Source organism: Bartonella sp. TS82HLJMH (assembly GCF_042193495.1).
Lineage (GTDB): Bacteria > Pseudomonadota > Alphaproteobacteria > Rhizobiales > Rhizobiaceae > Bartonella > Bartonella grahamii.
Genome location: NZ_JBHILU010000003.1, coordinates 60,648 through 83,941 on the forward strand (window position 1 = coordinate 60,648; position 23,294 = coordinate 83,941).

19 protein-coding genes are annotated in these 23,294 nt (G+C 38.9%); 3 read left to right on the forward strand and 16 right to left on the reverse strand.

Annotation, left to right across the window (positions count from 1 at the left end):
* Window positions 1–701 precede the first annotated feature (701 nt).
* The 4 genes from ACFIKO_RS02265 to ACFIKO_RS02280 form a co-directional block, all read right to left on the reverse strand.
* Window positions 702–1,565, reverse strand: a complete 864-nt coding sequence (locus tag ACFIKO_RS02265; protein ID WP_375619520.1) for an NlpC/P60 family protein — start codon at window positions 1,563–1,565, stop codon at window positions 702–704.
* A gap of 157 nt (window positions 1,566–1,722) precedes the next feature.
* A complete protein-coding gene (locus ACFIKO_RS02270) occupies window positions 1,723–3,096 on the reverse strand; it encodes a M17 family metallopeptidase (protein ID WP_375619521.1) in 1,374 nt (457 codons plus the stop codon).
* A 13-nt stretch (window positions 3,097–3,109) separates the two neighbouring features.
* Window positions 3,110–4,108 carry a type I pantothenate kinase gene (gene coaA, locus ACFIKO_RS02275; RefSeq protein ID WP_375619522.1) on the reverse strand — a complete coding sequence of 333 codons (999 nt, stop codon included), beginning with the start codon at window positions 4,106–4,108 and terminating at the stop codon, window positions 3,110–3,112.
* A gap of 121 nt (window positions 4,109–4,229) precedes the next feature.
* Entirely contained in the window at window positions 4,230–5,219 is a 990-nt protein-coding gene (locus tag ACFIKO_RS02280; protein ID WP_375619523.1) for an asparaginase, read from the reverse strand.
* Window positions 5,220–5,438: 219 nt separating this feature from the next.
* Between ACFIKO_RS02280 and hslV the strand changes: the two genes are divergently transcribed.
* Window positions 5,439–6,020 carry an ATP-dependent protease subunit HslV gene (hslV, locus tag ACFIKO_RS02285; protein WP_012754621.1) on the forward strand — a complete coding sequence of 194 codons (582 nt, stop codon included), beginning with the start codon at window positions 5,439–5,441 and terminating at the stop codon, window positions 6,018–6,020.
* Complete coding sequence (hslU, locus tag ACFIKO_RS02290) at window positions 6,021–7,331, forward strand: ATP-dependent protease ATPase subunit HslU (RefSeq protein WP_375619524.1); 1,311 nt, start codon at window positions 6,021–6,023, stop codon at window positions 7,329–7,331. It begins immediately after the preceding gene.
* An 18-nt stretch (window positions 7,332–7,349) separates the two neighbouring features.
* On the opposite strand, the gene ACFIKO_RS02295 is transcribed toward hslU, so the two are convergent.
* The 3 genes from ACFIKO_RS02295 to rpsO all read right to left on the reverse strand — a co-directional run bounded on the left by ACFIKO_RS02295 (window position 7,350) and on the right by rpsO (window position 11,133).
* The gene (locus tag ACFIKO_RS02295; RefSeq protein WP_375673181.1) at window positions 7,350–8,345 is read right to left on the reverse strand and encodes a class I SAM-dependent methyltransferase; all 996 of its coding nucleotides are present in this window, start codon (window positions 8,343–8,345) and stop codon (window positions 7,350–7,352) included.
* Window positions 8,346–8,417: 72 nt separating this feature from the next.
* Window positions 8,418–10,613: a polyribonucleotide nucleotidyltransferase gene (pnp, locus tag ACFIKO_RS02300; protein WP_375673182.1), complete on the reverse strand. Its 2,196-nt coding sequence runs from the start codon at window positions 10,611–10,613 to the stop codon at window positions 8,418–8,420.
* Between the two features lie 250 nt (window positions 10,614–10,863).
* On the reverse strand, window positions 10,864–11,133 hold the full coding sequence (gene rpsO / locus ACFIKO_RS02305; protein WP_005774142.1) for a 30S ribosomal protein S15: 270 nt from the start codon (window positions 11,131–11,133) through the stop codon (window positions 10,864–10,866).
* A 314-nt stretch (window positions 11,134–11,447) separates the two neighbouring features.
* Here rpsO and ACFIKO_RS02310 point away from each other — a divergent pair, with 314 nt between their 5' ends.
* Window positions 11,448–13,076 (forward strand): MFS transporter, encoded by a 1,629-nt coding sequence (locus ACFIKO_RS02310; protein WP_375619527.1) that lies wholly within the window; start codon window positions 11,448–11,450, stop codon window positions 13,074–13,076.
* Window positions 13,077–13,541: 465 nt separating this feature from the next.
* Here the strand turns inward: ACFIKO_RS02310 and truB are convergent, their stop codons facing one another.
* The 9 genes from truB to ACFIKO_RS02355 all read right to left on the reverse strand — a co-directional run bounded on the left by truB (window position 13,542) and on the right by ACFIKO_RS02355 (window position 23,158).
* Complete coding sequence (gene truB, locus ACFIKO_RS02315) at window positions 13,542–14,504, reverse strand: tRNA pseudouridine(55) synthase TruB (RefSeq protein WP_375673183.1); 963 nt, start codon at window positions 14,502–14,504, stop codon at window positions 13,542–13,544.
* A 4-nt stretch (window positions 14,505–14,508) separates the two neighbouring features.
* On the reverse strand, window positions 14,509–14,916 hold the full coding sequence (gene rbfA / locus ACFIKO_RS02320; protein WP_375619529.1) for a 30S ribosome-binding factor RbfA: 408 nt from the start codon (window positions 14,914–14,916) through the stop codon (window positions 14,509–14,511).
* A gap of 122 nt (window positions 14,917–15,038) precedes the next feature.
* Window positions 15,039–17,558, reverse strand: a complete 2,520-nt coding sequence (gene infB, locus ACFIKO_RS02325; protein WP_375619530.1) for a translation initiation factor IF-2 — start codon at window positions 17,556–17,558, stop codon at window positions 15,039–15,041.
* Window positions 17,555–18,190: an RNA-binding protein gene (locus tag ACFIKO_RS02330; RefSeq protein ID WP_375619531.1), complete on the reverse strand. Its 636-nt coding sequence runs from the start codon at window positions 18,188–18,190 to the stop codon at window positions 17,555–17,557. Before ACFIKO_RS02330 ends, infB begins: the two co-directional genes overlap by 4 nt.
* Window positions 18,191–19,822: a transcription termination factor NusA gene (nusA, locus tag ACFIKO_RS02335; RefSeq protein ID WP_375619532.1), complete on the reverse strand. Its 1,632-nt coding sequence runs from the start codon at window positions 19,820–19,822 to the stop codon at window positions 18,191–18,193.
* Window positions 19,823–19,890: 68 nt separating this feature from the next.
* On the reverse strand, window positions 19,891–20,520 hold the full coding sequence (gene rimP / locus ACFIKO_RS02340) for a ribosome maturation factor RimP (protein WP_375619586.1): 630 nt from the start codon (window positions 20,518–20,520) through the stop codon (window positions 19,891–19,893).
* A 127-nt stretch (window positions 20,521–20,647) separates the two neighbouring features.
* The gene (locus ACFIKO_RS02345) at window positions 20,648–21,349 is read right to left on the reverse strand and encodes a tRNA (guanine(46)-N(7))-methyltransferase TrmB (protein ID WP_375619533.1); all 702 of its coding nucleotides are present in this window, start codon (window positions 21,347–21,349) and stop codon (window positions 20,648–20,650) included.
* Window positions 21,346–22,614: a methionine adenosyltransferase gene (metK, locus tag ACFIKO_RS02350; RefSeq protein WP_375619534.1), complete on the reverse strand. Its 1,269-nt coding sequence runs from the start codon at window positions 22,612–22,614 to the stop codon at window positions 21,346–21,348. Before metK ends, ACFIKO_RS02345 begins: the two co-directional genes overlap by 4 nt.
* 130 nt (window positions 22,615–22,744) lie before the next feature.
* Window positions 22,745–23,158, reverse strand: a complete 414-nt coding sequence (locus ACFIKO_RS02355; RefSeq protein WP_012754634.1) for a helix-turn-helix domain-containing protein — start codon at window positions 23,156–23,158, stop codon at window positions 22,745–22,747.
* Window positions 23,159–23,294 lie beyond the last annotated feature (136 nt).

Sequence of the window (23,294 nt, forward strand, 5' to 3'; positions counted from 1 at the left end):
CTCTATTGGTTTGTAATAAAGGTATTTGAAACAGCGAAATATGATAATATCAAGAATTATGATTCAAGTTATGTAATACGATTTATGATTGACTATATGATATTTTAATGAGTGTTATTCAATAAGCCGGTTTATGAGTTTTCTCAGTATTTAAATATAGACGAATATTAATGAAGATTTTTAAATGAATTATGAACTTTAAGAAAAGATCAAAAAATGTTGCTTTTGATTAAGAGGGGCACGTTCTTTACGTAATACAGAACGGCATTGTGTTGCATATTCACGCGTTTGTTTAAAAGAGGTATCTCGCAACGCTCCAAAGCCTATTTCGTGCGGGCACTAGTGAATAGTATAATGTTAAAGCCCCCATGTAAATAATGTAAAATCTATAGAGCGCCACTATCTTTACGCTTATGAAGGAGTAAGCTGGTCCCAATGTTATTACGCTAGTTCTTGGCATTTGAGAGCATTCAGAAGGGATATTTTTTCTTTTCGTAATCATTTCCACTTATACATTAATTCCGTTTGTGATGAACAAGCAAGCGATTTTGATTGCTTCAACATAAAAACAGATTTGAAATAAGAGAATTTTACGATATTTAAAATTTTTGACACAGAATGAATGATGGATAATTATCTTTATAAATCAATTTATTATATAACAAAACATTCAATTAATTATTTTTTATAGGAGGCATGTATTAAGTTTCTTGCATTGGACGACGTTTTGCGATGGGATATTGATTTTTTTTAGCAATACGCGTAATTGCCTCTTCCAATGGCTCGATCATAACGTCCATGGAAAAACCATTTGCATGAATAATATTTTCATGATCAACCATAATAGCAACATGATTTTTCCAAAAAATTAAATCGCCTCGTTGAAGTTTATCAGTATCTGTAAGAGGACTGCCTATAGTTTCTTGCTGCATATCGGTGTCACGTAAAACTATTTGACCGGTCATCATCATAGAGAGCTGAATGAGTCCCGAACAATCAATTCCAAAACCGCTGACACCACCCCAAAGATAAGGTGTACGGATAAAGGTTTCTGCAACTGTGACATAATCTTCGTATACACGTCCAATAGGGCTGAGATGGCTCGTAATGATTGCTGTTCCATTTTCAAGAATAGAATACATTGTGTCACGGACTTCAATTTCATCAACAACACTGACTTTGCTTCCCATAGATAACGGAGATATTCTTGGTCCACGTAAGTCAGCGTGTAAATATTTAAATGTACGTGGTACTGAAACTACATGCGTTTGTTTTATAGTTGATGTACAAAGGGCTGTTGTATCAATATAACCAACATAACCATCTTTGAGTGATTGCCCCCACGACATCGTCTCCCCTTGTTCAAAAATGAGAAGTTCTTCTCCCAATAAGCATTCTGTTTGTCTTTCACTTTTTTTACTATTTTCTTTAAAAAGTCCAGCGACCGCTGTATTAACACGTCTTTTTTCACCTTGAACAAAGCGCTGGGCTGTAATTTCTGTTTCAAGACGTTGATCTGCTAGATCATCTCTGAATGCATAAAGCCTTGGGTCTTTAGAGATCATCTTTTTGCTTCCATTTTGTTACTTCTTACCTTTAAACAAACTCATGAAAACTCTATTGGTAAGGTTTTTATCCTCAAACAAAACTAAGAACACAGTTTAAAACGATCGCAATTATTCTTTAAGATGCAAAATTGTCTATCTTTGTGGGTATTGTGTGTCAAACTTCATTTTTAAATATATTATAAAGGGCACGAATAGTTTGTGCTGATCCACCAATAGGATATCCTGGTTTTTCTTTTGGAACCCATCCATAAAGGTCAAAATGCGCAAAATGTTCAGCTTTTTCAACAAAAGAATTAAGAAATAAAGCAGCCGTTATAGAGCCAGCAAAGCTATTTCCAGTGACATTGTTAAGATCAGCAATTGGTGATGATAACATCTCTTGGTAAGGTTTCCAAAGGGGCATTTGCCAAAGAGGATCAAAAACAGCGTGAGCAGATTCAGAGATTTGTTGTGCCCATATTGAATCATTACAATAAAATGCGGGAAGATCTGGTCCTAATGCTATACGCGCTGCCCCTGTTAAAGTAGCCATACAAAGCATGAATTGTGGACTTTCTTCATCACCATAGGCGAGCGCATCGGCAAGGACAAGTCGCCCTTCAGCATCTGTATTACCAATTTCAACACTTAAGCCTTTACGACTTTTGAGAATATCACCTGGTCGGTAAGCATTCGCAGAAATTGCATTTTCTACAGCTGGAATCAAAACACGTAGACGGAAAGGCAATTTCGCATCCATAATAAGTTTAGCCAATCCCAAAACGTTTGCTCCGCCCCCCATGTCTTTTTTCATAAGCAACATGTTATTGGCTGATTTAATATCGAGTCCTCCCGTATCAAAAGTTACCCCTTTGCCTACCAACGTTATTTTAGGATGATGTGCTTGCCCCCAGTGTAACTCAATCAGTCGCGGTGCAGTACTGCCTGCTCGTCCTACAGCATGAATCATCGGAAAGTTATGGGTTAAGAGATCATCTCCACAAATACTTTGGACATGAGCACCGTAGGTTTTTCCTAATTTTCGTGCTTCTTTTTCGAGAGTATCAGGGGTCATATCATTGGCTGGAATATTGATGAGATCACGGACGAAAAAGACAGCTTCATAAATTCGTTGGAGTTCATTAAGATCAACGGCCTCATTGACATGGATGGACAATGATTTGAAAGAAGAGTTTTGACGATAGCGATTAAATTGATAGCTACCGAATGCTAATCCAAGATAGGTATTTATTTCATCAGAGGTTGTACCTTCTAAATGCCATTGACCAGCAGGAAGTTTTTGAGCAAGCCGTCCTGTGATAAAGGGATCGTTCCCATTGCCAATTCCAAATAAAACTTTTTTTAAATGCCCCGTTTCGTGAGGAACAAAGAGTATTTGTCCTGCTTTACCAGTAAAGTCATTAACTTTTATCCATGCTGTTGTTGACGCATCAAGTGATAAGTTGGCAAGAGTTCTTTGGTTTACCAAGATGATAGGGCAACTGTTATCGATACGCGTTGAGGTAAAATGAATGTGATAGTGCTGCATAGTTATGAGATCCTTATAGTCTTCTAAGTGCGACATACTCGACCAAATGATTTTTTCCTTTTCGTAGAATGAGGTTGGATCGTGGTCGTGTTGGCAATATATTTTCTTGTAAATTTTTTAAATTAATTGTTTGCCAAAGATTCTCAGCGACTTTTGAAGCTTCTTCTTCACTCAACAATGCATAACGATGAAAATAGGATTCAGGATTTTTAAAAGCTGTTTTACGCAAACGTTTAAAGCGCTCTAAATACCAGTGACGAATGACTTCTGTTTCGGCATCGACATAGATTGAAAAATCAAAAAAATCTGATACGAAAGGAATAGCTTTTCCATCTTTAGGAAGATCACTGACCTGTAATACATTAATACCTTCAACAATTAAAATATCAGGACGGTCAATGGTAATTGTCTGATTTTCTAGAACATCATAAGTCATATGTGAGTAAAGCGGGGCACGGACATTTCCGATACCTGCTTTTATAGCCGAAAGAAAGCACAGCAATTTTTTAATGTCATAGGAATCAGGAAATCCTTTACGATTCATACGATTTTTTTGCTGTAAGATTGCATTAGGATAGAGAAAACCATCCGTTGTGATCAGATCAACTTTAAGACTAGATGTCCATCGTTTCAACAGTTCTTGAAGAATGCGAGCCGTGGTTGATTTTCCTACTGCTACAGAACCAGCAATTCCAATAATAAAGGGCGTTTTTCTACTCTCTTCTTGATGGAGAAACTGCTGACGTTTGTGAAAAAGTTCCTGTACTGCTTCAACATGGCATGATAACAGACGCGATAAAGAAAGATAAATGCGTTGGACTTCTTTAAGATCGATAGGATCATCAATAGAGCGCAAACGCTTAATTTCATCAAAAGTCAAAGTAAGAGGTGTGTCTGCACGAAACTCTGACCATTCTTGTGCAGTAAAAACACGATAGGGTGAATATCGGTCAGAAACGCATTTGACCAGATTATCTTCCTGATTAATTTTTTGTATAATCGTATCAATCATTTGTATTGGTCGAGAATTTTTTGCCGCAGCAATCGATTAAAAGTGGACAGATGAGCGGCTTGATTTTCAAATAAATTTTGTTTTGCATGCTCTCTTCTTTAAGATAATAGATCATTTTTCATTAACTTATAGTCCAGTCATTCCAGTTTGCACGAATTTGTGCTAATGAGCGCCCTTGCGCTAAAAAAGCCCATAAAAGTAGACGCGCTTTTACGGCTGATAAATAACCAGACATGAGAGCACCAGAAGCAATCATATCGATTTCTGAGCCTTTATAGCCATAAGTTATACGAGTTGTTGAGCCATTACAACAACGACTAGCAATAATGATTGGTATTTTTTGTGCATATTGTTGTACAAGGTCTGCTTCTTGAAAACTACAGTGTCCTGCACCAAAACCAGCAATAACAACTCCAGCATAATACCCACTTTCAAGGCATAGTTTCATTAATTGTGCATCAGATGATAAAGAGGAATAGAGGAGTGCAATTTGATGATCGTGGTTTTTGGGAAGATCAAACGTTGTCGAAAAAAGTTTTTGATTATTGAAATAAATAAGTTTTCCCTCTAAAATAGTTCCTAAAATACCTGCAAGACCTGATTGAAATGTTTCGACTTTGACGGTATGGCTTTTATAGAGCCAATAAGGTGAATGGATTGTATCATTTATAACAACAAGAACGCCTCTGTTACGACTTTGTGGGGCTGCTGCGACACGAGTGGCTGCTAAAATATTGGCGGGGCCGTCCGCACCTGCTTCATGAGGCATGCGCATAGCGCCAGTTATGATAAGTGGTTCAGCTTCCTTCCAATAAAGAGAAAGAAAAAAGGCTGTTTCTTCCAGAGTATCAGTTCCTTGTGTTAAAACAATACCTTCTGCACCGGCATTTATTTGTTGTTTTGCCCACTCGATTATTTCAAAAAGAATTTGAAACGATAAAGATCCACTTGGTATTTGCATTAATGTTTGTGCATGAATATCAGCAACGTTATTTAAATCAGGAACACTTTTTATGAGGTTATCTGAAGTTAAAGTCGGTTGCATGTGACCAAAATTATCAGCAGTCATTGCAATTGTTCCACCTAAAGTCCCTATGGCTATTTTTTTCATAATTTTCCTCTAAAAGGCACAAACTGTTTATATAAAGCTATTTAGCAGTAATTTACATTGACAACAATGATATCATTTTTCCATTTTAACAAATTGAGTTATGCTGAATCATTGTGTTTTGCTGTATATGTTCTTAAATAGGACAATAGTGATTGAGTTTTACATTGTATGAAAAGAAATCAATATTAAAAAGTAAAGTTAATATTAAGGAGTCTCCTTATGACAGAACATAAGCCAGACATAATGTATGGTACAACAATTATTACGGTACGAAAAGGTGGAAAAGTCGTGATGGCCGGTGATGGTCAGGTCTCTCTTGGGCAGACAATTATGAAAGGTAATGCACGTAAAGTGCGTCGTCTTGGAAAGAACGGAGTGGTTATTGCTGGTTTTGCAGGTGCTACAGCAGATGCTTTCACATTACTGGAAAGATTGGAAACAAAGCTTGAGCAATATCCTGATCAGCTTATGCGTGCATGTGTAGAACTTGCAAAAGATTGGCGAACAGACCGCTATTTGCGTCGTCTCGAAGCAATGATGCTCGTGGCTGATAAGAAAGTAACTTTGGCTCTTACAGGGCTTGGTGATGTTTTAGAACCAGAAGATGGGGTTATGGCAATTGGCTCTGGAGGAAACTTTGCTCTTTCAGCAGCGCGTGCACTCATGGACTTGGATTTGGATGCAGAAACTATTGCTCGTAAAGCTATGGCTATTGCTGCTAAAATTTGTGTTTACACCAATGATCATTTTACGATTGAAACATTGGATGCAGAATTATCTTCTTTAGAGAAAGCTATTTAAATGTGTGTTGTATTTTCCCCTCGTGAGACTGTTTCTGAACTTGATCGTTTTATTATTGGCCAAAATGATGCCAAACGCTCTGTAGCTATCGCATTGCGCAATCGGTGGCGTAGACAACAGCTTGATGAGCCGATGCGTGAAGAAGTTATGCCAAAAAATATTTTAATGATAGGGCCAACAGGTGTTGGTAAAACTGGTATTGCGCGTCGATTAGCAAAACTTTCTGGAGCACCCTTTGTTAAAGTAGAAGCGACTAAATTTACTGAAGTTGGTTATGTGGGACGTGATGTTGAGCAAATTATTCGAGATCTTGTTGAAATTTCGATTTCTCTTGTGCGTGAAAAGAAACGAGATGAAATAAAAGAAAAGGCTCACGTGAATGCTGAAGAGCGCGTTTTAGATGCCCTTGTTGGTAAAACAGCCAGCCCCGCTACCCGTGATAGTTTTCGCAAAAAATTGCGTGAAGGTGAATTAGATGAGAAAGAGATTGAAATTGAAGTAGCCGATAATAATAGCAATAGTGCTTCAACCTTTGATATTCCTGGTATGCCTGGAGCACAAATGGGTATTATGAATTTATCAGATATTTTGGGCAAAATGGGCAGTCGTACAAAAGTCCGTAAGACGACAGTAAGGGATGCTTTTAAGCCGCTTATTGATGATGAATCTGAAAAGCTCCTTGATCAAGATCAAATTATTCAAGAAGCACTTCGTGTTGCTGAAAATGACGGGATTGTTTTTATTGATGAGATTGATAAAATTGCAACTAGGGATGGTGGAGCCAGTGCTGCCGTTTCGCGTGAGGGCGTTCAACGTGATCTTTTGCCTTTGGTTGAAGGAACAACGGTTAGTACAAAATATGGGCAAATCAAAACAGATCATATTCTTTTTATTGCCTCAGGTGCATTTCATGTTTCTAAGCCATCTGATTTATTACCGGAACTTCAAGGACGTTTACCCATCCGTGTGGAGCTCAACCCTTTAACAAGAGAAGATTTACGGCGCATTCTAACGGAACCAGAAGCTAGTTTGATTAAACAATATATTGCTCTTATGGCAACAGAAGAGGTTCATTTGGAAATTACTGATGATGCAATTGATGCTTTAGCAGATATTGCTGTAGATTTAAATGCAAGGATTGAAAATATAGGGGCACGTCGTTTGCAAACAGTGATGGAGCGCGTTTTGGATGAAATTTCTTTCACGGCACCTGATAAAGCTGGAACATCGTTTACAATTGATGCCGCTTATGTGAGAAAATCTATTGGCGAGCTTGCTGCTGATATCGATCTTTCACGTTTTATTCTTTAGAGTTATCACTTGTTTTCTTTATCTGCGCGCTTCGATAATTTTGAAACCATGGGCTTGTTCATGTATCAACACTGTGCGGAAAATATTTTTTAATAATGTTTCATAAGGCAGGTGGCGGTTTGCAACAAAAAGCAGGCTGCCGCCTGGTTTTAGGCACTTTGCAGCATTTATAATAAAATTTTTTCCTAATGAAATATCTGTCGTTTGTTGCGTGTGAAACGGTGGGTTTGAAATGATTGTGTCATACAGATTTGTGATAGGTTCATGCACAAGGTCGTGCCAATAAAAATGAATTGAAAAAGGAGCTGTTATGGATTTAAGGTGCTGTTTTGCTGCTCTCAAAGCGTTGTAGTCTGCTTCATAAAGGTCGAGAGCGGTGAGTTTTTCACTTCTTTCAAGCGCAACGTGAGAAAGATAGCCCCATCCAGCACCAAAATCAGCCGTTTTTCCAGAAATAACTTTGGGCATATAAGAAGCAAGTGCAGCGGATCCCGGATCAATACGTCCGTGTGAGAACATACCAGAAGTGGTTTGAAATTTACCAAAAGTGAGCGATGGTGAGCGCAATTGTGCAACGTTATGTCTCTCAATTTGTTGAGGAACTTGCAACCAAAATACAAGACCATGATTTTTAGACAGTTTGTTGGTGATGGGAACAATTGTTTTGACCCACTTCATCATTGAAGCAGCACCAGCAGTTTTATTCCCACTGATTACAATCCATCCATTGGGTTTAACGCATTCTAATAAATCAAGAAAACAATTTTGGTTAAAACCACGATATTTGCTCAAATGTAAAAATGCACCATCATAGCTGAAGGTTTTATCTATTTGAGGAGAGCAGTGAAATTGAGTATCGATAAATTTTAAAAAATCTGGTCGCCAAGGCGTAATAACTTTTAAATTCTGTGCCCATTCTGGAGCTGGGATTTCTGTTAAACCGAAACTTAACCAACATTGGTTTGGATCAGGATACGGGAGTTCATAATTTTCAAAAGGCAAAAATAATAACACATATGACTCTTTCAAAGAAAAATGCCACTCCAATGTTGGGATGGCATTTCATGATACGATAAGAGGAAAAACTTACTCTTCTTTTTTCTTACGGCGGCGCTTATTTTCAGGTTGTTTTTTTTCATCCACGCACTTTTCTTCATTCATCACTTTATCACCGGTGATTTCCTTTCCGGTTTTTTGATCAACAACCTTCATTGATAACCGAACTTTTCCACGTTCATCAAAGCCCATTAATTTAACCCAAACTTTGTCACCTTCCTTCACAATATCGGTTGTTTTGGTGACGCGTTCTGATGCAAGCTGAGAGATATGAACGAGTCCATCACGAGAACCAAAGAAGTTTATAAATGCACCAAATTCTGCAGTTTTCACAACTGTTCCTTGGTAGACAGCACCAACTTCAGGCTCATCGACAATAGAATGGATCCAGCGTTTTGCTGCTTCAATGGTTTTAGCATCAGCAGAAGCAATTTTAATGGTACCATCATCTTCAATATTAATTTTTGCTCCAGTTTGTTCCACGATTTCCCGAATAACTTTACCACCAGAGCCGATAACATCACGGATTTTATCGACAGAAATATTCATAACTTCGATTCGTGGAGAAAATTCACTCAGCTCAGCACGTGCACTGGTTAAAGCTTTTGCCATCTCATTGAGGATATGGATTCGTCCACCTTTGGCTTGTTCAAGCGCGATTTTCATAATCTCTTCGGTAATACCATCAATTTTGATATCCATTTGTAAGGCAGTAATACCATTTTCTGTTCCTGCGACTTTAAAATCCATATCTCCAAGATGATCTTCATCCCCTAAAATATCAGACAGAACAACAAAGCGTTCTCCTTCTTTAATCAAGCCCATAGCAATACCAGCAACAGGGCGTGCTAGAGGAACGCCGGCATCCATGAGAGCAAGTGAGGTCCCACAAACCGTTGCCATAGAAGAAGATCCATTGGATTCAGTGATTTCTGAGACAGCACGAATAGTATAAGGAAAAGATTCTTTCGTTGGCAACATGGGGTGAATTGCTCGCCATGCCAATTTGCCATGTCCAATTTCACGACGACCAGGAGAACCAAGGCGTCCCGTTTCACCCACTGAAAATGGTGGGAAATTGTAATGGAGAAGGAATGTTTCCTTATACATTCCCGTTAAGGAATCAACATATTGTTCATCTTCACCAGTTCCTAGTGTTGCAACGACAATAGCTTGTGTTTCTCCGCGGGTAAAGAGTGCTGATCCATGTGTGCGGGGTAAAATACTTACTTCTGATTGGATAGGGCGCACGGTAGAAAGATTGCGTCCATCAATCCGCTTTTGGGTATCAAGAATATTCCCGCGAACAACTTTTGCTTGCAACTGTTTAAATACGGTTGCAATTTGATCTGCACTAAACTTACAGTCTTCTTCTGTTTCGGGCATAAATTTATTGAGGATTTCTGTCTTTAGTGCATCAATTGCAGCATAACGTTCTTGCTTATCAGTAATTGTGTAAGCCTTTCGTATATCCTGTTCTGCCATTTTCTGCATTGCTTCTTCAAGTTCAGAAAGATCTTCAGGAACAAAATCACGAGGATCTTTTGCAGCAACTTCAGCAAGCTTTATAATGGCATCAAGGACAGGTTGAAGGCCTTTGTGACCAAACATCACGGCACCCAACATGATATCTTCCGGTAATTCTTGCGCTTCTGATTCAACCATCAAAACAGCACTTTCTGTTCCAGCAACAACAAGATCAAGTTTTGATTCAGGCATTTCATCAATATGAGGATTGAGAACATATTGTCCATTACAATAGCCAACGCGGGCACCAGCTATAGGCCCCATGAAAGGAACACCTGACAGGGTCAATGCAGCAGAAGATGCAATCATCGCAAGGATATCGGGATTATTTTCGAGATCATGCTGTATAACGGAAACAATAACTTGTGTATCATTTTTATATCCCTCAACGAAAAGGGGACGAATTGGGCGATCAATCAAACGTGAAACTAAAGTTTCATTTTCACTTGGTCGACTTTCACGTTTTAAATAGCCCCCAGGTATTCTACCAACAGCATAGGATTTTTCTTGATAATTAACAGTGAGTGGAAAAAAATCCTGGTCTGGTTTTGGACTTTTGGCTGATACAACGGTTGCTAAGACAATAGTTTCTCCATAGGTAGCAATCACTGCACCATCAGCTTGACGTGCTATTTTCCCTGTTTCAAGGGTGAGAGGACGCCCAGCCCATTCAATTTCTATCTTGTGCGTTTTGAACATTTTTTATCCTTAATGACCAGTGTTTAAATCTTTGATTGCTCACATTCTGGTTTTGCGTAGCATATTTCCAAGCTCTGGGGTGGACAACATACTTTTTATCTTTGTTACGAGAAGAGAGAAGTAAACTGCCTTAAATGCGAAACGATGAGCAGTCCTATCCCATAATAACTTGTCAGTTTTTAAATTTTTTAATTAAAAGCAACACGTTGAAAAAATGGGTGGTTTTTTTAACACCACCATCATTTTTCTTTTAGCGACGCAAACCTAACTTCTTGATAAGTGTCTGATAACGATTTTGGTCAACTCCTTTAAGATAATCAAGAAGGCGCCGGCGTTGAGACACCATCTTCAAAAGACCACGACGAGAATGATTATCTTTTTTGTGAGATTTAAAGTGGTTTGTTAAATTAGAAATACGTTCAGAAAGTACAGCAATCTGCACTTCCGGTGATCCTGTATCACCAACTTTATTTGCGTATTCTGCGACAAGAGCTTGTTTACGTTCAGCTGTAATCGACATCGTATTATCCTTTCCAAAAACGAAGAAACATAAAGTCACCCATAGCCGAGATGTCGTTCAGCAAGGGTCTGTGAGGAAACAAGAAGAGTCGAAGACTCTTACCCATTTTCGTCCTTATATAGGAAAGAAGGTTAAAATACTAGTCCTTGACAGCATTTTGAAGTCTTTCTTTAAATAAAAGCTTTTGTTTTGAAAGATTGATTTAAATAGAGTTTTATGAGAAGTCTTTTAAAGAATTATGCATCCTTTTGATACAAAGATTATGAGCGTGTGTGTGGTAACAAAGATGATAAATACCGATTTGGAGGAAAAAGATGCAGAGCATTTCAACATTAAAACTTTTTCGTAATTCGGTATTTCGAAATTTATGGTTATCTACTCTTATTTCTAATTTAGGGGGGCTGATACAGGCTGTTGGAGCAGGGTGGTTAATGGCGTTGATTAGTTCTTCGCATTCCATGGTTGGGCTTGTTCAAAGTGCCACAACATTACCACTTGTTATGTTTTCTTTGATGGCAGGGGCATTAGCGGATAATTTTAATCGGCGTCAAATTATGTTGTGTGCGCAGATTATGATGATGGTCATATCCATGAGTTTATCTGTTTTAGCCTATATGGGATTTCTAACACCTTGGCTTTTGTTATGTTTTACGTTTTTGATTGGATGTGGCACAGCTTTTTATAATCCTTCTTGGCAAGCAACGATAGGAGATATTGTGAGCAGGGAAAATATTCCTGCTGCTGTTAGTTTGAATAGTGTAGGCTTTAATTTGATGCGGAGTGTTGGTCCTGCTATTGGCGGTGCCATCATTGCAACTTTGGGGGCATCTGCTGCTTTTTTGTTTAATGCTATAAGCTATATTCCTCTTATCGGTGCGTTATTTTTCTGGAAGTCGAATTATAAAAAAAACTCATTGCCACGAGAAAGGCTGTTAGGAGCTGTCTCAGATGGTTTGCGTTATGTTGCGATGTCACCTAATCTCCTGAGTATTATGGTTCGAGCGTTCCTTTTTGGTATAGGAGCTATTTCTATTTTAGCACTTTTGCCAATTGTTGCGCATAAAGTTCTTGGAGGAAGTGCCCTTCTTTATGGTACATTGCTGGGTTGTTTTGGGTTAGGAGCCATGACAGCAGGTATTATTAATGCAGTTGTACGGCATCATTTTCGTTCAGAAACAATTATTGCAAGTGCATTTATTGGTTTCGCCTTTTCTTGCTTTTTATTGGGAATCAGCCGTTCACTAATTATAAGCCATATTGCTTTATTTCCTGCAGGTTTATGTTGGGTTTTGGCATTATCATTGTTTAATACATCTGTACAACTCTCTACACCACGCTGGGTTGTTGCACGTTCTTTAGCACTTTATCAAACGGCGTCTTATGGGGGGATGGCTATTGGAAGTGCAATCTGGGGAGGCTTAGCTGATGGTTATTCTCCAACAATTGCTTTGAGTATTTGTTCTCTATTTTTGATTTTTGGTGCTCTTGCGGGGGTAAAATTTAGAATTCAAGAAATTCCTCAGATAGATTTAAATCCTCTTGATCATTTTAGAGAGCCGGAACTATTACTCGACCTCAAAGCAAGAAGTGGCCCGATCATGATAATGATTGATTATCAAATTCATGAAAATGATCTCGAAGAGTTTCTCAAAGTGATGACGCGTCGACGCCATATCCGGTTACGTGATGGTGCGCGTCAGTGGGTCCTTTTACGAGATCTTGAAAGACCTGAATATTGGACAGAGGCTTATCATATGCCAACATGGGTAGATTATTTACGCCATAATCATCGTCGTACAAAAGCGGATGCAGAAGTCAATAAGCGTTTGCGTCATTTAAATTGCGCTCCTAACGGCATAAGAGTGCACCGTATGATTGAACGCCAAACAATACCCCAAGCCAATGAAATGCTTTTAAAAGTCTCCTCTGATCATCTCCCTTAGGGTTAAAACAGTTTTTGTAAAATATTAAATATGGTTAATATTATTTCGATCGATTTGTTAGCATAATCATAACAAAAAATTGCTATTTTAATAGTTAATAAATTGATTTACAATAATTGTTTGTCGTTTTCCATGTTGAGTTATAGTCCTAAAAATCTTAAGCTTTTCTCGTTTCAAATCTATTTAGAGTAAATCAGTCCAAATCTTCGCTTGCACATTACAAATGAGGGTTAAAGTGTGAGTAAAAGACGATAGAATGAGAAATAAAAAGCCTCTTATGAATCCTTTTAAATGCAAGGATTGTTGCGACATTAAGAGGAAAAAGTGTGTGATGGTGTTAGCTTATAGCACTGACTTAAATTTTGATATGAATATGGTAAATATAGACAATGAAAAGTACCATATTTTCCTTAATTGATAGAGAAAAATATCTTTTCGCAAAAGGTAGGTGTGGAAAAGAATCGATTAAATTGTGAAAATCCGCTTCGGTTTAAATAAACCCTTGTCAAGGGTGCCAATGGCAAGAAGTTGTTCTTTATAGAGGACAAAAATCTCATCTTGGTCAAGAGGTACTTTGTGATGACTTAAGAGGATAGAATGACCCTTTATAATTCTCTGTGCTTGAGTTTCATTAAGGATATAGTGAGGGAGGCAATCCAATGCAGCGCTTGTTTCAATTAAGAGCTCATCGAGTGTTGTGAAGTTTTTTTCAAAAGAACGATTATTTTCATCTGTAGTGTTTTTATTTTGCGGAACGGCTGCTTTTAGTTCGTCCCATGTAATGAGATCTTCTTCATCAAAAGGTGCGACAGAAATACGCCTTAAATCAGCAATATGCCCATAGCAACCTAGATCACGTCCCATATCGCGCGCTAAAGAGCGCACATAAGTTCCTTTTCCGCAGGTTATTTCAAAGACAGAGTGCTCTTTGGTAGGCATTTCTAATAATTTGAAAGTTTCTATTTCCACTTCACGGGGCGGAATTTCAACAACTTCCCCTTCACGCGCTAAATCATAGGCACGATTTCCAGCAATTTTTATTGCTGAAAATTGCGGAGGCGTTTGCAAAATAACACCTGTATATTGAGGAAGAAGAGCAAGTATTTCTTCTTGTGTTGGACGTTTGAGAGAAGTTTTCGTTATTTCGCCCTCTAGATCATCTGTTGAACGCTCTTCTCCCCAAGCGATATGAAAACGGTAAGTTTTTTTGCCTTGCATCACGTAAGGGACGGTTTTGGTTGCTTCGCCCAATGCAATGGGAAGGAGACCAGAAGCAAGAGGATCAAGTGTTCCTGCATGCCCTGCCTTTTGTGCATGAAAGAGCCATTTGATTTGTGAGACAGCTTCTGTTGATTTCATTCCTTTTGGTTTATCAAATATGACCCAGCCAGAAACAGGACGCCCTTTTTTTTTGTGTTGCCGCGCCATATCTTTAATCCTCATCTTTATCACTATAGTGAAGATCGCGAGCAACTTCAGGCGAGCGAAGGAGGGCATCAATTTTTGAAAAATTATCAAAACTATTATCAAGTCGGAAACGCAGTTCAGGCATATATTTCATTTGTCGCAACGCATGACTGATTTCTCCACGGAGAAAACGACTATGTTTATTGAGGGTATCAACAACATCGGTATGAGAAGCATTTTTAAGAGTGCTGAGAGGTGATACAAAGCAAGTAGCAATTTTTAAATCTGGTGACATGCGTACTTCAGAGATAGAAATAACAATATCTTTCAAGATATCATCAAGCAAAATATCACGCTGTAATATATGCGCTATTGCATGACGTACTTGCTCTGCTACTCTAAGCTGCCGTTGTGATGGCCTTGCATTTTTCATCAAAGTTTTATCCTTGCTACAATATCTCTTTTTTTGACCATTTAGATAAGGAAAAAGAGATATTGTGTATAAAACCTAATAACTTTCTTCATTTTACAACAGAGTAAAGTTATTGGATTATTTTATAATGTACGATTAATATGTTCGATACGGAAGATCTCAATGATGTCTCCTGCGCGCATGTCTTCATAATTTTCAAAGGCTATTCCACATTCTTGACCACTTTGCACTTCATTGACTTCATCCTTAAAGCGCTTGAGTGTTTTCAGCTTTCCTTCGTGAATAACGATATTATCGCGGATGAGGCGAACACCGGCTCCTCGTTCTATTTTACCTTCTGTAACACGACATCCTGCAACTTTTCCAATTTTTGTAATGTTAAAGACTTCTAGAATTTCAGCATTACCAAGGAAAGTTTCACGCTGTTCTGGTGAGAGTAATCCAGACATGGCAGACTTGATATCGTCAACAAGATCATAAATGATGTTGTAATAACGAATTTCAATTCCTTGTGTTTTAGCAAAATCACGTGCTTGCTTATTGGCTCGAACATTAAAGCCAATTACAGCAGAGTTAGAAGCTTCCGCAAGAGAAATATCACTTTCGGTGATCCCTCCAGCACCAGAATGTACAATACGCGCACGAACCTCATCATTTCCGAGTTTTTCCAATGCTGAAGCGATTGCTTCAATTGATCCTTGCACATCCCCTTTTATAATAAGAGAAAATTCCTTAACACCAGTCGTTTGCAATTTTGTCATCATCTGCTCAAGAGAACCACGCGAACCAGTTTGCCGCGCAACAGCTTTATCACGTGCTAATCGCTGACGGTATTCAGAAATTTCACGTGCTTTTGCTTCATGTGTGACAACAGCAAAACGATCTCCGGCTTGTGGCGTTCCTTGCATGCCTAAAATTTCAATCGGTGTAGAGGGAACGGCTTCTTTGACATGGCGGCCATGGTCATCAATCAAAGCACGCACACGACCCCATTCATTTCCGGCAACTATAATATCAGAAGGGTGTAATGTACCTTTTTGAACAAGAACTGTTGCAACAGATCCACGTCCGCGATCCAATTTGGCTTCAATGATAACGCCCTCTGCAGTTCGTTGAGAATCTGCTTTCAGATCAAGCATTTCAGCCTGAAGAAGGATAGCTTCCAGAAGTTTATCAAGATTTTGACCGGTTTTAGCAGAAACTTCAACGTCCAAAGTTTCTCCGCCCATAGTTTCGACAAACACTTCATGTTGTAAAAGTTCTGTACGCACTTTTTGTGCATTCGCAGCTGGTTTATCAATTTTGTTGATCGCAACAATGATAGGTACACCAGCGGCTTTCGCATGATTGATTGATTCAATTGTTTGGGGCATAACACTATCATCAGCGGCTACAACGAGAACAGCAATATCGGTAACACGAGCTCCACGTGCACGCATAGCCGTAAATGCAGCATGTCCTGGTGTATCAATAAAGGTAATTTTTTGACCGTTTTGTTCTACTTGATAGGCACCAATATGCTGTGTAATACCTCCTGCTTCGCCAGAAACAACATTTGCTTTACGAATAGCATCCAAAAGAGAAGTTTTTCCGTGGTCAACATGGCCCATAATGGTTACAACAGGGGGGCGCTGCTGCATATTTTGAGGATTATCTGTTATATTAAAGATACCTTCCTCTACGTCAGATTCTAAAACACGTTTAACAGTATGGCCAAATTCAACAGCGATGAGTTCGGCAACATCTGCATCAATAACATCGCCAGGTTTCATCATTTGTCCTTGTTTCATCAAGAATTTAATCACATCAACAGAACGCTCAGTCATACGTTGTGCGAGCTCTTGAATGGTAATCGTTTCAGGAAGAACAACTTCGCGAGAAATTTTTTCTCTTGGTTCTTGATTTTGTGCACGCTTAAACTTTTCCTGTCTACGCCGCATTGCAGCCATTGAGCGTCCACGTGCGCTTCCTTCTTCATCCAGTGCACTATTCAGAGTTAGCTTTCCACGTCGCCGCTCATCAGCCCCTTTGACAATTTTTGGTACACGTATTTCTGATTTAGCAGGATTAGCACGTCGACTATGCCGTTCTTCCTCTTTATTTTCATCTATTTTGCGTTTTTCACCCACGATCGCGTTTTTAGGCGCAATAGGAATATCGGTCTGTTCAATGAGAGGGGGAACAGGTAGAGCCTGTACAGGCGATATTTCTTCTTCTTGTTGGAGATGTATTTCTTTTTCTTTAATTTCTTGCTGCAAAATTTCTTCACGCTCTTTAGCGCGTCTTGCTTCTTCTTCGGCTTGTTCTTGCGTTATTCTTTCTTGGATATGTGCTTCTTCTAATGCGCGAAGTCTCGCTTCCATTTCAGTCGATGAAAGATTGCTTTTGGTTACAGATTCTTGAGGCTTCTTTCCTTCAAAACGCGGTTTAGAGCGCTGGGGGGCCACATGCGGCTTTGTAATGGGCTGTGGGGTTTCAGCTTTTTCATCAGGTCGCGTAATTTTACGCCGTTTGGTTTCGACAACGACAGCCTTCGTACGGCCATGGCTAAAATTTTGCTTGACCGTGCTCGTTTCCAAGACAGACCGCTTGAGAGTTAGTGTCTTCTTGACTGTTGTTTTGTCGTTGTTATTTTCACTCATTGTATTTCCTTCACGGCTTGTGCCGTCATCTCACTAGGCTTACTATGCTTGTCGTCACGATAGCTGATCAATTTATATGTCGTTTTGAGAAATCCTTCAGCAGCTTTTGTGTCCAATAAAGCCGCGTGCATTACAGGATTAGAGCCAAAAGCCACTCGCATTTCATCACTTGTAAATAAAGATATGGTTTTTATAGTCCGATGTGTTTGTTGTTGTATTGAATGAATGGCCTGTGCAATTTTTCGTTTCCCATCTTCTGTTGTTTCTTTAGCATGAAGTACAAGAATAACTTTACCAGAGCGGATAGCGGCATCAACCTTTGTTGCTCCCATAACAATTGCTCCCGCTTTTCGTGCCATGGAAAGGCTTGAAAGAGCAGCTTTTAGTAAAAGCGTATCAACAACATGCACAAGATTTGGTGCAACCTCAACATCTGTTTTAAAATTTCTATGAAAAGCTTTCTGTTTGATTGCTTTCTCAATAACAGCATGATGGGCAGAAATCCAAACGCCACGCCCTGGTAAATTTGCTTTAAGATCAGGAACAATTTGGTTATTGGGACCAATAACAAAACGGATCAGCGTTTGTGCTGAAGCATTTTTTCTGGTCACAATGCAAGTCCGTTCATTCATTTAAAATGTATCCACATCCAAATCATCTGTTTTTTCATTTTCTGCAGAATTTTCATCTTCTACAGGATTTTCTGTAACAAGATCAGCTTGGTCTATCCAGCCTGCTTGTACACGTGCGGCTAAAACCATAGCTTCTGCATCCGCGCGTGTAATGTCAAAAGGGGTTAAAATACCAGAAAAATTCTGTGTTTGACCTTCTTTGCGTTCTCTCCAACCAGCTAAATCATCAACGGCATAGCCAGCAAAGTCTTCTATTGTTTTTACACCATCCTCACCCACAGCAACCAACATAGCACTTGTCATTCCAGGAAGTGTTCGCAATTCGTCAGAAACTCCGAGTTTTTTGCGTTTTTCATCAAGTTCTTTTTCTTGATGATCAAGATACTCGCGGGCACGACTTTGGATTTCAGCGGCAGTATCATGGTCAAAACCATCAATAGAAGCGATTTCTTCAAGATCAATATAGGCAATTTCTTCAATAGAAGAAAAACCCTCTGATGCCATAACCTGTCCGATCATTTCGTCAACCTCTAAGGCTTCCATAAACAATTTACTCCGTTCAGTAAATTCTTTTTGACGATTTTCAGATTCTTCCTTTTCCGTTAAAATATCAATGTTCCATCCTGTTAGTTGCGAAGCTAAGCGAACATTTTGTCCACGTCGTCCAATAGCAAGGCTAAGTTGATCATCTGGCACAATAACTTCAATCCGTTCAGCATCTTCATCAAGGATGATTTTAGAAACTTCAGCAGGTTGCAGTGCATTAACGACAAATGTTGCCGCATCAGGCGACCAAGGAATAATATCGATTTTTTCGCCTTGTAATTCAGCAACAACAGCTTGTACACGACTTCCTCGCATTCCAACGCATGCTCCAACAGGATCAATGGAACCATCGCGTGAAACAACGGCGATTTTAGCCCGTGAACCTGGATCACGAGCAACAGATTTTATTTCTATAATACCATCATAAATTTCTGGCACTTCCATAGTGAAAAGTTTTACCATAAATTGGGGATGTGTGCGTGAAAGGAAAATTTGCGGACCACGCGTTTCACGGTGTACATCATTAACAAAAGCACGAATACGATCCCCATAGCGGAATGATTCACGAGGAATTAATTCATCACGGCGTACAATAGCTTCACCGCGCCCGAGATCAACGATAACGTTACCATATTCCACACGCTTAACTGTACCAGAAATAATTTCACCAACTTTATTTTTGAATTCTTCATATTGCTGATCACGCTCTGCTTCACGTACTTTTTGTACAATAACCTGTTTAGCAGATTGTGCTGCGATACGTCCAAAATCCATAGGAGGTAAAAGGTCAGCAAAAAAATCACCAATTTTTGCTTCTGCTTGATGTTTAAGAGCATCAGACAAAGTTATTTCCGTTGTATAGTCTTCAACGACATCAACGATTTTAAGCAGGCGCTGTAATTTAATTTCACCTGTTTTAGAATTGATTTCAGCACGGATATTGGTTTCTTGACCATAACGAGAACGTGCTGCTTTTTGAATAGCATCAGCCATTGCAGAAATGACAATTTCACGGTCGATTGACTTTTCACGTGCAACAGCATCTGCAATTTGCAGAATCTCAAGCCTGTTAGCGCTTGTAGCCATCAATTTTCTCCTTCTTTGTGCCACACGATGGGTATTTCCCAGTGATATTATTTTTTGAAATTGAGCGTCTATATAGAGTCGTTAGCTTTCTCTTCAGCAATGAATTGTTGACTTAAATCTTTATTTTTTTTCAATGCATCGCGAATAAGCTCATCGGTAAGCACTAAATGCGCATTTATGATATCACAAAAGGAAATAGGGGTATACATGGCTTCTCCATAAGCAGCTTTATCAGTATTTAAAATAAATCCATCTTGCGTGATAGTTGTAAGTGTCCCGCGAAATTTTCGGCGCCCATCGATTGTTATTTTGGTTTCAATTTTTGCAAGATGTCCTTGCCAAAGAAAAAAATCAGATTTTCTTACCAATGGACGATCAATTCCAGGTGATGAGATTTCTAAATGATATTTGCGTTCAATAACATTTTGCACATCAAGGAGGGGAGAAACAGTGCGACTAACAGTTTCACAATCTTCTACGGTCATAGAACCATTGGCACGTTCAACCATAATTTGAAGTGTTAAACCATTTTGACCAAGAAGTTTCACACGAACCAAACGAAAACCTAAAGGTTTAAGTAGTGGTATGACAAGAGCAGCAACCTGTGCTTCGATACCATCTTCTTCAAACAGGCGTGGTTCGTCAAGATTGCTTATTTTTTCAGCTTCGTTCATACATTTTATCCAAGTTGTTTTCATCAGTTTTATGATATTAAAAAAGAGCGGGTCCAACGGCCCACCCTTCATCATAAGACCAAGAATTTAACTATTGATACTCTTAAATTCAAAATTTTTCAAGTTGTTTATGAGAAAAGCGCTTGATCATTTATTTCTTGATAAAGGTAAGATAGGCAGGCGTTCGTCCTTCGCGTAAAGCTTTTGCTTCATAGCGGGTTCCTTTCCATAGTGGATAAGGGAGCTTCCAGTCTTGAGGGCTTTCTGCTTTCCATTCAAAGTGATCATGTTGTGTACAATGGTACAAAGTCCAGTTTACATAACTGTCTATATCGCTAGCAAAGCGAAAAATTTTTCCTATTTTAAGAACACGAGCAAAACGGTTAAGATTTTTTGTGTTGATGAAACGTCGTTTCCAGTGTTTCTTTTTCGGCCAAGGATCAGGATAGAAGAGGTCTATTCCATCAAGCGAGTTATCAGGGAGCCAATCAAGGAGGCGTGTAGCATCATCATTATAGAGGCGAAGATGATTTTGATAGTTTTGATGCTGTTCAAGAGACAACAATATTTTTGCCATGCCATTGATAAAGGGCTCGACGCCGATAAAACCGGTTTTTGGAAAATATTCCATTTCATGAAGTAAATGTTCACCTCCACCAAAGCCGATTTCAAGTCGAATTTCTCTTACTTTGCTTGAAAATAAGGATTTCAGGTTTGAGGGAGGAGGGACATTTAAATCAATATTAAAATTGGGGAGAAACATTTTTATACGTGTAAGCTGACTGTTTCGAAGTTGTTTTCCTTGGCGGCGTCCAAAAAATGCTTCACTCTTGCGTGTATGATATTTAATCATGGGGTTTGGATCATTGTTTGAAGCGTTTTCACGAGATCAGTTTTTTCCCATGAAAACGAACCATCGTGTTTTGGTTTTCGCCCAAAATGACCATAGGCAGCTGTTTTTGCATAAATAGGTTTATTGAGGTCAAGATGTTTTCGAATGCCGGTAGGTGAAAGGTCCATTATTTTGCGAATGGCTGCTTCAATAACTTTTTCATCAACTTTTCCTGTTCCATGAAGATTAAGATAAATAGATAAAGGTTGTGCAATACCAATTGCATAAGAGAGTTGAATGGTGCATCGCTCTGCTAAACGAGCCGCAACAATATTTTTAGCCAGATAGCGTGCCGCATAGGCAGCAGAACGATCAACTTTTGTTGTATCTTTTCCTGAAAAAGCACCGCCTCCATGGGGTGCTGCGCCTCCATAAGTATCCACAATAATTTTGCGTCCTGTTAATCCGGCATCGCTTTGAGGACCACCAATGACAAATTTTCCTGTTGGGTTAATATACCAACTGCATTGAGCTGCAATGGGAATGTCATGTAAAGCTTGATGAATGTAAGGTTCAACCACTGTACGTACCTTGTTGGAATCCCAGCTTTCATCGAGGTGCTGCGTTGAAAGAACAATGGATGTGACCTCTATCGGTTTTCCATTTTTATAGCGTATGGTTATTTGGCTTTTAGCATCTGGTCCTAATTTTCCAGCTTCTCCCTCTCCTTTATGACGGGCTGCGGCAAGAAGTTTGAGAATTTTATGCGCATAATAAATTGGTGCAGGCATGAAGTCAGGTGTTTCACGGCAAGCATATCCAAACATGATGCCTTGATCACCTGCTCCTTCTTCACCATGCCGATCCGTAGCATTATCAACCCCTCTTGCTATGTCAGCTGATTGAGGGCGCAAAAGAACATCAATTTTAACAGTTTTCCAATGGAATCCTGCTTGTTCATAGCCAATGGTACGAATAGCACGGCGCGCTGCTATACGAAAACGCGTAGGATTAATGAGTGGAAAGCCAGTTTCATCATAGATAAATTCTTTATTTTTATCTTTTTTTAATAGCGTATCGGGAACACGCACTTCACCAGCGATAACAACACGGTTGACACTGACGAGAGTTTCACAGGCAACGCGTATTAACCATGGATCAGTACCAGTCTTTTCAGCTTCTTTATAGATCATATCAACGATTTCATCGGAAATACGATCACAAATTTTATCAGGATGTCCTTCCGATACTGATTCGCTCGTAAAAAGATAATCTTGATGCGGCATAGGAACTCCTTCAAAAAAGAAAATCAACGATTTAATTAATTGCTTACTAAAGTTGTTACGATTTGCTAATTCTACAGCAAATCGTCAATGAAAATTTATATGAATAAAAGAGAAAAGATATAATTTTAATTTATAGCTTATTTGTCAAATCTTCCTCAGAAAGTGCTTTTGCCAAATCAATAATTTTTCGACGCACTTTAGCATCAGATATATTTGTAAAAGCGCGCATGAGCTGAATCCCTTCGCTGCTAGAACAAAAGTCTATAAAATTGTGATCACTTTCAGCAAAACCCTCTACTTGTTGGGAGGTAATACCTTTATCAAAAAAGTAAGAAACAGGAACATCCATAATTTCTGCTATCGCTTGAAGACGACTGGCACCAATACGGTTTGTTCCTTTTTCATATTTTTGGATTTGCTGAAAAGTAATTCCTAATTTTTCACCGAGTTTCTCTTGAGTGAGTCCTAAAATATTACGACGTAAACGGATACGAGTTCCAACATAGATATCTATAGGGTCAGGTTTTTTTCTAGTTTCGGTCATAATGCAACTCTTTATTTCCAGCACTTTTCTTCTAAACCAACATCATATTTATGCGCAGCTGATTTATCATATAATTAAAATAATATGTAATATTTTTTCCCAATATTACTGGTAAACGCAACATAATACCGTACAA

Excerpts from the sequence above, each read along its gene's own strand:
- hslU (WP_375619524.1), top strand. The coding sequence starts at position 6,021 with ATGTGTGTTGTATTTTCCCCTCGTGAGACTGTTTCTGAACTTGATCGT.
- ACFIKO_RS02265 (WP_375619520.1), bottom strand. The coding sequence starts at position 1,565 with ATGATCTCTAAAGACCCAAGGCTTTATGCATTCAGAGATGATCTAGCA.
- ACFIKO_RS02270 (WP_375619521.1), bottom strand. The coding sequence starts at position 3,096 with ATGCAGCACTATCACATTCATTTTACCTCAACGCGTATCGATAACAGT.
- truB (WP_375673183.1), bottom strand. The coding sequence starts at position 14,504 with ATGGCGCGGCAACACAAAAAAAAAGGGCGTCCTGTTTCTGGCTGGGTC.
- rbfA (WP_375619529.1), bottom strand. The coding sequence starts at position 14,916 with ATGAAAAATGCAAGGCCATCACAACGGCAGCTTAGAGTAGCAGAGCAA.
- hslV (WP_012754621.1), top strand. The coding sequence starts at position 5,439 with ATGACAGAACATAAGCCAGACATAATGTATGGTACAACAATTATTACG.
- coaA (WP_375619522.1), bottom strand. The coding sequence starts at position 4,108 with ATGATTGATACGATTATACAAAAAATTAATCAGGAAGATAATCTGGTC.
- pnp (WP_375673182.1), bottom strand. The coding sequence starts at position 10,613 with ATGTTCAAAACGCACAAGATAGAAATTGAATGGGCTGGGCGTCCTCTC.
- rpsO (WP_005774142.1), bottom strand. The coding sequence starts at position 11,133 with ATGTCGATTACAGCTGAACGTAAACAAGCTCTTGTCGCAGAATACGCA.
- nusA (WP_375619532.1), bottom strand. The coding sequence starts at position 19,822 with ATGGCTACAAGCGCTAACAGGCTTGAGATTCTGCAAATTGCAGATGCT.
- ACFIKO_RS02280 (WP_375619523.1), bottom strand. The coding sequence starts at position 5,219 with ATGAAAAAAATAGCCATAGGGACTTTAGGTGGAACAATTGCAATGACT.
- ACFIKO_RS02355 (WP_012754634.1), bottom strand. The coding sequence starts at position 23,158 with ATGACCGAAACTAGAAAAAAACCTGACCCTATAGATATCTATGTTGGA.
- ACFIKO_RS02310 (WP_375619527.1), top strand. The coding sequence starts at position 11,448 with ATGCAGAGCATTTCAACATTAAAACTTTTTCGTAATTCGGTATTTCGA.
- ACFIKO_RS02330 (WP_375619531.1), bottom strand. The coding sequence starts at position 18,190 with ATGAATGAACGGACTTGCATTGTGACCAGAAAAAATGCTTCAGCACAA.
- infB (WP_375619530.1), bottom strand. The coding sequence starts at position 17,558 with ATGAGTGAAAATAACAACGACAAAACAACAGTCAAGAAGACACTAACT.
- rimP (WP_375619586.1), bottom strand. The coding sequence starts at position 20,520 with ATGAAAACAACTTGGATAAAATGTATGAACGAAGCTGAAAAAATAAGC.
- ACFIKO_RS02345 (WP_375619533.1), bottom strand. The coding sequence starts at position 21,349 with ATGATTAAATATCATACACGCAAGAGTGAAGCATTTTTTGGACGCCGC.
- metK (WP_375619534.1), bottom strand. The coding sequence starts at position 22,614 with ATGCCGCATCAAGATTATCTTTTTACGAGCGAATCAGTATCGGAAGGA.